General features: G+C 36.5%; 8 protein-coding genes. 2 read left to right on the plus strand and 6 right to left on the minus strand.

What is annotated here, in order from left to right:
- Nucleotides 1–9: 9 nt before the first annotated feature.
- The 4 genes from GOQ16_RS07975 to GOQ16_RS07990 form a co-directional block, all read right to left on the minus strand.
- Nucleotides 10–885 (minus strand): cbb3-type cytochrome c oxidase N-terminal domain-containing protein, encoded by an 876-nt coding sequence (locus GOQ16_RS07975; protein ID WP_240140980.1) that lies wholly within the window; start codon nucleotides 883–885, stop codon nucleotides 10–12.
- A gap of 4 nt (nucleotides 886–889) precedes the next feature.
- Nucleotides 890–1,081 (minus strand): hypothetical protein, encoded by a 192-nt coding sequence (locus GOQ16_RS07980; protein WP_149912990.1) that lies wholly within the window; start codon nucleotides 1,079–1,081, stop codon nucleotides 890–892.
- An 18-nt stretch (nucleotides 1,082–1,099) separates the two neighbouring features.
- Nucleotides 1,100–3,217: a cytochrome-c oxidase, cbb3-type subunit I gene (gene ccoN, locus GOQ16_RS07985; RefSeq protein WP_160068809.1), complete on the minus strand. Its 2,118-nt coding sequence runs from the start codon at nucleotides 3,215–3,217 to the stop codon at nucleotides 1,100–1,102.
- A gap of 157 nt (nucleotides 3,218–3,374) precedes the next feature.
- On the minus strand, nucleotides 3,375–4,109 hold the full coding sequence (locus GOQ16_RS07990) for a lytic transglycosylase domain-containing protein (RefSeq protein WP_240140981.1): 735 nt from the start codon (nucleotides 4,107–4,109) through the stop codon (nucleotides 3,375–3,377).
- Nucleotides 4,110–4,368: 259 nt separating this feature from the next.
- Between GOQ16_RS07990 and GOQ16_RS07995 the strand changes: the two genes are divergently transcribed.
- Entirely contained in the window at nucleotides 4,369–5,871 is a 1,503-nt protein-coding gene (locus GOQ16_RS07995) for a pseudouridine synthase (protein ID WP_160068811.1), read from the plus strand.
- 101 nt (nucleotides 5,872–5,972) lie between these two features.
- Complete coding sequence (locus GOQ16_RS08000) at nucleotides 5,973–6,443, plus strand: pyrophosphohydrolase domain-containing protein (RefSeq protein WP_160068812.1); 471 nt, start codon at nucleotides 5,973–5,975, stop codon at nucleotides 6,441–6,443.
- A 31-nt stretch (nucleotides 6,444–6,474) separates the two neighbouring features.
- On the opposite strand, the gene mnmL is transcribed toward GOQ16_RS08000, so the two are convergent.
- Both mnmL and GOQ16_RS08010 read right to left on the minus strand, forming a co-directional pair.
- Nucleotides 6,475–7,422 carry a tRNA modification radical SAM protein MnmL/YtqA gene (gene mnmL, locus GOQ16_RS08005; RefSeq protein ID WP_160068813.1) on the minus strand — a complete coding sequence of 316 codons (948 nt, stop codon included), beginning with the start codon at nucleotides 7,420–7,422 and terminating at the stop codon, nucleotides 6,475–6,477.
- Between the two features lie 61 nt (nucleotides 7,423–7,483).
- Nucleotides 7,484–7,915 (minus strand): META domain-containing protein, encoded by a 432-nt coding sequence (locus tag GOQ16_RS08010; RefSeq protein WP_160068814.1) that lies wholly within the window; start codon nucleotides 7,913–7,915, stop codon nucleotides 7,484–7,486.
- Nucleotides 7,916–8,085 lie beyond the last annotated feature (170 nt).

Genomic DNA, 8,085 nt, shown 5'->3' on the forward strand with positions numbered 1-8,085 from the left:
ATATTTTACTTACTGCTCACCTGCTTCTTCCACATTTTCAGAAGCATACTTCTCTACGGCAGTACCCTCTGCAGCTTTTTGATTAGCAGGATTACTATCTCTCAATGTTATGATATAACTTGATACTTCAGCAATTTGGCCAGGCGTTAATGTTTGTTCCCAAGGAACCATACCTTTTTCTGGAATACCATATTTCACAGTTTTGAAAATATCTTTTATTTCTCCACCATGAAGCCAAGATCTGTCTGTAAGATTTGGTCCAATTGTACCTTCACCGTTCGCCCCATGACATGCCGCACAATTGGCAGTGTAAATAGCTTTACCCGCTGGAGCTAATGCAGCATTAAACTCTACAGAACTTTCGTCTACTAAATTTGCTGCTTGCGCTAAATACTCTTGTTTTGCTTTTTCGGCCATAGCCACCTCGTGCAAGTACTCTTGATCTTGGTTCATTCCCCATCCAAATACATGGTAAACTAGAAGATAAATCAAGCCAAAAACTATTGTACCATAGAACAAAGTATTAAACCATATAGGCACAGGATTGTCAAGTTCCTGAATACCATCGTATTCGTGGTCGATCGTTATATCCTTTTCTTCTTCGATAGGTCTTACTCCCATCAATTTACGCCAAGTTGCTAGATTTCTTATTTTGCGTTCGGCAGCCTTAGCTCGCTTTTCCTCTGCTTCGCGTTTTACAACATCGGGCATTGTGACATTTAAGATAGACTTCATCGCTTTATTTATTACTAATGCAGCAAATAATAATGCGATCATCACGATGATCAGTGTAATAATTAAAATATCATTATATAAATTGACTGTCCCAAGTTTCCATTGTGATACTTCAGCAATTGCTTCAGTACCATTTATCATTTCATTCATACTACTAATTTCTATCAGATAAATAATCAGACTTTGGCTCAGATTCATCAAAAGGAATCTCCTTCATGTATTGGATGTGATCCTTTTTCATGAAGAATAACATCAAACCCACCACCACAAAGAATATGAGGAATATCCATAGCGAAGTCATCAAATAAATTTCATCGCCTTGTAAATTTGTTATTTGCTTAAACATAATACCTTCGTTTAATGATTATTTATCTGTTGTAGTTGCTTTAATATCTGTCCCTAAGCGTTGCAAGTAGGCAATTAGCGCAATAATCTCGCGATCAGATTTAACATCCACTTGATTTTTAGCTAAATCAGCAACAATAACATCCGCTTGACTCATTGCATCTTGCACTGCATTATTAACTTGCTCATCCGTATAAGGAACGCCTAATGTTTGCATAGCTTTCATTTTAGCTACCAGATCAGAATTATCAAGTTCTTGCTCAATCATCCAAGGATAAGCAGGCATGATACTTCCTGGAGATGTAATCGTCGGATCCAACATGTGGTCAAAGTGCCACTTGTTAGGATACTTGCCACCGATTCGGTGCAAATCTGGTCCAGTACGTTTTGATCCCCATAAGAATGGTCTGTCATACACAAATTCACCTGCTTTAGAATATTCGCCGTAGCGAGCTGTTTCCGAACGGAAAGGACGAATCGTTTGCGAGTGACAATTCACACAGCCTTCCTTGATATACAAATCACGACCTTGTAATTCTAATGCGGTATAAGGTTGTACGCTTGCAATAGTTGGCACATTGCTCTGAATTGTGAATGTTGGAATCATCTCTACAATACCACCAATCAAGATTGCGATCAATGCAAGAACCATAAATAATATAGGCTTACGTTCCAATCTACGGTGTACAGAGCGCTCATTTGCTACTAGAGGTTCTAATGCTGGAGCTTCGGCAGCTTCATTCGCAACCAATTTTCCTTTTTTCATGGTTTTTGCCAAGTTATACGTCATTAGAATTGCACCTGCCAAATACATTGCGCCACCAATAGCACGCATCATATGCATAGGCAAAATTTCTAATGTAGTAGCTAAGAAGTTAGGGTATTTCAATACACCTTCTGGTGTGAACTCTTTCCACATCAAACCTTGAACTACTGCTGCCCAATACATCGGAATGGCATAGAACAAAATACCTAACGTACCAATCCAGAAGTGAATATTAGCCAATTTCTTAGAATACAATTCTGTTTTGTAAATACGTGGCAATAACCAGTATAGAACCGCGAACGTCATAAAACCATTCCAGCCCAATGCGCCAACGTGTACGTGAGCTACGATCCAGTCTGTGAAGTGCGCAATCGCATTCACTTGTTTTAGCGATAACATTGGTCCTTCGAATGTAGCCATTCCATAACATGTCAAGGCTACAACCATAAATTTTAATACTGGCTCTACACGTACTTTGTCCCAAGCGCCTCGTAATGTCAACAAACCATTGATCATACCTCCCCAAGATGGCGCGATCAACATAATCGAGAACACAACACCCAAGGATTGCACCCAAGATGGCAATGACGTGTATAATAAATGGTGTGGACCAGCCCAGATATAGATAAATATCAATGACCAGAAGTGTAGAATACTAAGTTTGTAGGAATAAACGGGACGATTCGCCATCTTTGGTAAGAAATAGTACATCATACCCAAGAATGGAGTTGTCAAGAAGAAAGCTACCGCATTATGTCCATACCACCATTGTACTAGAGCATCTTGCACACCCGAATACACATAATAACTTTTCCAAAAACTTACTGGTAGCTGGATGGAATTCACAATATGCAATACTGCAACGGTCACAAACGTAGCAATGTAAAACCACACAGCTACATACATATGACGCTCTCTACGTTTGATAATAGTACCAAACATATTTATCCCAAACACGACCCAAATTAACGTAATACCTAAGTCGATAGGCCATTCCATTTCGGCATACTCATGCGATGAGGTGTAGCCTAGCGGCAATGTAATAGCGGATGCAACAATAATTAATTGCCATCCCCAAAAGTGTATTTTACTCAATACATCACTAAACATACGCGCTTTTAATACACGCTGCATGGAGTAATACACCCCCATAAAAATAGCATTACCCACAAAAGCAAAAATTACCGCATTAGTGTGTACAGGACGAACACGACCGAATGTGGTATACTGGGTCATAAAATTCAACTCGGGCCAAATCAATTGGCAAGCTACCAGCAAGCCGATAGACATACCTACGATACCCCAAATTATAGTCGCAATACCGAAATTGCGTACTATCCTGTTGTCGTAACTAAACTGCTCTAGATGCATTACTTTATCATTTTGTTTTATGCCGTAAAAGTAATGACAGTTTGATGACAGCCTAATGACACAACTTGGTATTAAAAGTGACTCTCGTCACATAACCAAAAACAACAAAAGGCTTGAAAAATTCCAAGCCTTTTAGTATATATCTGATTAAAGAAATTTAAATATTATACCCGTATTTATCAGGATTCTCAATCACCTCTTTTACAGAGATAATTTTATAGACATAAGAACCAGTCTCATTGTTCAATCTTAATTTATAATAGTCATCTTTCTTTTGTCTACGAATAGAAGCTTTCAGACTACCTCCACCAACATTGTAGGCAGCTGCGACAAGTGTCCAATCACCAAATTGATCATACAAATCTTTGATATAACGTGCAGCTGCGTGTGTAGATTTCTCAAAATCCTTACGCTCATCTACTTTTCCATTAACCTTCAGTCCGTATAGTCGAGCTGTAGCTGGCATAAATTGCCAATAACCTCCAGCACCTTTGTGCGAACTCACTTGTGGATTCAACCCACTTTCTACAATTGGGATATACTTAAAATCTTCAGGGATTCCATAAGATTCAAGGATTTTAGCAATCTTGGGCAAATATTTATCTGCTTTGTTATGCATCTCATGAGACCGAACTTTCTTAAAAGAAAATTTCGCGAGATACTTGCCTAATTTGCTCTTCACAGATACGTCCTCAGTAGGAACATTCTCATCTGCGAAAGTAAGAGAATTATAATATTCTCTCGTTTTGTTGGCTGGTGAATTTATCTCCTCCTTAAGCCTAGCGGCGTGATCCAACATTATCTTTTTATAAGGGTTTTCATAAGAAATTCCCTGGGGGCTTGATTGCAATTTCGACAACACCATTATCGAAAAAATTGCTGTAATACACATTACTCTTTTTTTAATCATTCAGTTCCTTAATGCTACCTATCCACGATACTAACATCGATCAAAAATAGCTTGGTCCATTTATGCTGCGCCAAAGGTACAAACTATTAAGCTATAAAACAAACAGTTACACAAGCGCGAGTTTTATGGAATTGCAAAAACAGCCCCTTAAGCCCATAGCATGCAGTATTTTGAGAATTAAAAAAAACTTAATTAATTGATTATTTTATGTAACTTTGTACTCTATTTTTATATAAAAATTATGCCATTCAAAAGTCAAAGGAACAGTCGCGAGGACAACTCCAGAAAAAGTAAAAGCAACTCAGAAAGCTTTAGATCGAAAGATAATTCTAACAAAAAATTCGGAGCTAAATCCGATAGTTACGGAAAATCTTCTTTCAGCAAAGACAGAAAAGACGATAATAAATCTTTCGGTAAATCACCTTTTTCAAAATTCAGTAAAGACGACAAAAAATCATTCGGTCGTCCGTCATTTGGAAAATCAAATGATAGAGATGACAACAAATCATACGGTAAATCATTTGGTAAAGAAAGCGGAAGTGATAGAAAATCTTTCGACAGAAAGCCTTTCGGTAAATCATTTGATAAAGAAGGTGGAAACGATAGAAAATCTTTCGACAGAAAGCCTTTTGGTAAATCATTTGATAAAGAAGGTGGAAGCGATAGAAAATCTTTCGACAGAAAGCCTTTCGGTAAATCATTTGATAAAGAAGGCGGAAGCGATAGAAAATCTTTCGACAGAAAGCCTTTCGGTAAATCATTTGATAAAGAGGGTGGAAGTGATAGAAAATCTTTCGACAGAAAACCTTTCGGTAAATCATTTGATAAAGAGGGTGGAAGTGATAGAAAATCTTTCGACAGAAAACCTTTCGGTAAATCTTTCGAGAAGGAAGGGTATTCTAAAAACAGAAGACCCGAGCCAACTTCCGAATACCAAGAACAACGCGAAAAGAACGATTTCAAGTATTCTGCGAATAGAAAATTTAGACCTGCTAACAAGCCTGCAAATAAAGAAGCAGAAGATGACGGCTTAATTCGTTTGAATAGATATATTTCCAATGCAGGTATTTGCTCTCGCCGTAAAGCGGATGAGTTAATCGCAGCTGGCGTAGTATCTGTGAATGGAGAACCTGTTACGTCACTAGGTACTAAAGTAGATCCAGCAAAAGATGAAATTCGTTACAATAACGAGCGTCTTAAGCGTGAGAAAATGGTTTATGTATTATTAAATAAACCAAAAGATTATATCACTACAACTGATGATCCACAAGAACGTCGTACAGTAATGCAATTAGTTGCTAAAGCAACAAAAGAACGCATATACCCTGTTGGTCGTCTTGATAGAAATACCACTGGTTTATTATTGATGACTAACGATGGTAATTTAGCTGAAAAATTATCGCATCCGCGTAATAATGTGACTAAAATGTACCAAGTTGAGTTAAACAAAAATTTAGTGCAAGGTGACTTCAACAAAATACAAGTAGGTATTGAATTGGAAGATGGTGTTATCAAACCAGACGATTTGAGTTATGTTGCAGGTGCATCCAAACGTGAAGTAGGTATTCAGATCCACTCGGGAAAGAATCGTGTCGTAAGACGTATCTTCGAATCATTGGGTTATGAAGTTGTAAAACTAGATCGAGTTGTCTATGCTAATTTGACGAAAAAAGATTTACCTCGTGGACGTTGGAGATATTTAGAAGAAAGAGAATTGATTCAATTAAAACACTTTGTAAAATAATAAGTAAAGTCTCGAAACAAAAATCGAGACTTTATTCTTTTTAGCATTTTACTATTACGAACAAAGATTTGTATTTTTATCATTTAAAAGATTTAATAAACATGACAGACCCTAAATCGTTAACATCTGTAGCTGAATTTCATAAAACCTTTCAGCATCCTATATTAGACAGCCCACAAATTCCTTCTGAATCAAGATGCAAACTTCGTGTTTCTTTGATTGCTGAAGAATTAAAAGAATTAGAAGAAGCTATTCAAGCAAATGATATTGTAGAGATCGCGGATGCTTTATGTGACATTCAATATGTCTTGTCTGGTGCGGTATTAGAATTTGGATTAGGTGACAAATTCAATGCCTTATTCGAAGAAGTACAACGTTCGAATATGAGCAAAGCTTGCAAATCTGTTGAAGAAGCCGAAGCGACAATCAAACATTACAAAGAAGAAAAAGGTGTTGATTCGTATTATAAGGAAGTAGATGGCTTATATTTGGTTTTCCGTGAAGGAGACAATAAGACGTTGAAATCAATCAACTACTCTCCTGCTGATTTGAAATCAATCGTAGAGCAATAAAAAAAGCGACTTAAAGTCGCATTTTTTTATCTTATATAGCATACAAACTTCCCTGCTGTACCCCTCTAGCCTCTAGACCTTTGTCAATATAACTTTGAATTCCTGATTTTTTCAGTCCCCAATTAGGCGCAATTAATAAATCTTGGTCAGCAATACCAAACACACGTTGAATAATAATATCTGTTCGCAATAATGGGATAAACTTTGCTAAGAATTCAGTGTATTCTTCCATAGAGAATAATTTGAAAGGCTCACGCTTATATTTCACCCCCATAATAGAACCTTCTACTATATGTAAATGATGTAGCTTCACAAATTTGATCTGCGGATGTTTATTAATTTCTTCTGCATAGCGCAACATCATCTCTTCAGTTTCCCAAGGAAAACCAAATATAGTATGCACACACAATTCCAACTTCGTGTTTTCCAACATTTTCATTGTCGAGATGAATTCATCATGTGAGCAGCCCCGATTTATAATATCTAAAGTTTCATTGTAAATAGATTCCATACCCATCTCCAAATCGACATCGTATCTATCTGTATAAGATTCCAATAAAGCGATTTTTTCAAAATCTAAACAGTCCGGACGCGTACCTACAGAAAGACCTAATACATTTTCTGTATCTATACTCAATGCCTCGTCATACATCATTTTTAGCAAATGTGTAGGTGCATAGGTATTCGTATTAGGTTGAAAGTAAATAATGAATTTCTCGGCACCGTAATTATTACGAGCTCGCTCTATGCCATTTTCGACTTGTTCACGAATGGAAGGAATTTTTCGCGCCGTATCGGGTGTAAATGAATCAACATTGCAATAGGTACATCCGCCATATCCTTTGCTACCATCACGGTTAGGACAAGTAAAATTACCATCTACGATAACTTTAAATACCTTTTGTCCATTGTATTTTTCTTTTAAATAAGCTCCGTAATGATTATACGGTTTAATCCCATTGTCTAATGCTGTTCCCATTCGGATACAAAGGTAGACAATTTAATCTTGGTGGAAAAATGAAATATAGCTCCACACAGGACTAATCAATTCTTTTGAATGAACCTATCAATTTATCGTCTTTAAAAAGGTATAAAATTCCTTTACTATATTTATAAAAAATATTGGTGTCTACAAGTTCATAAAAATAACCTTCTATCAAAATTGGATTTCCATGACACGCCAAATAAGTAGTACGGAAACTCTTAAAATTGAATAAAGAATTTGTTAACTCCATTTCCGCTCCCATATGATTACACGAAGATTTAACACTAAAACCATCCTTTCCAAATGAAATAATCGGAAATCTCATTCCATTTTGAACTACGCTTGGTATTTCATCAGATTTATATAGAGACCAGTTTGTTTCAACCAAATCAATTGATCCACCTTCAATTTCATCAAATTGATACTCATTCTTCTTACAGCCTACAAAGAATAATACTATAACAGCTAATAATGGTAAATTTTTCATAATCAAAGTTTATTCATATACGAATTAATTATCAATTTTGCTACAATAATATTAAACATAAATCCTTTAAACGCAAAAAAGCCTTACCACGTTTGTGATAAGGCTTTGTATAAAAAAAGGCACCGACCTACTCTCCCACCTGTTACGGCAATACCATCGGCTCGGGCGGG

The organism is Sphingobacterium bovisgrunnientis, from assembly GCF_009829085.1.
Taxonomy (GTDB): Bacteria; Bacteroidota; Bacteroidia; order Sphingobacteriales; family Sphingobacteriaceae; genus Sphingobacterium; species Sphingobacterium bovisgrunnientis.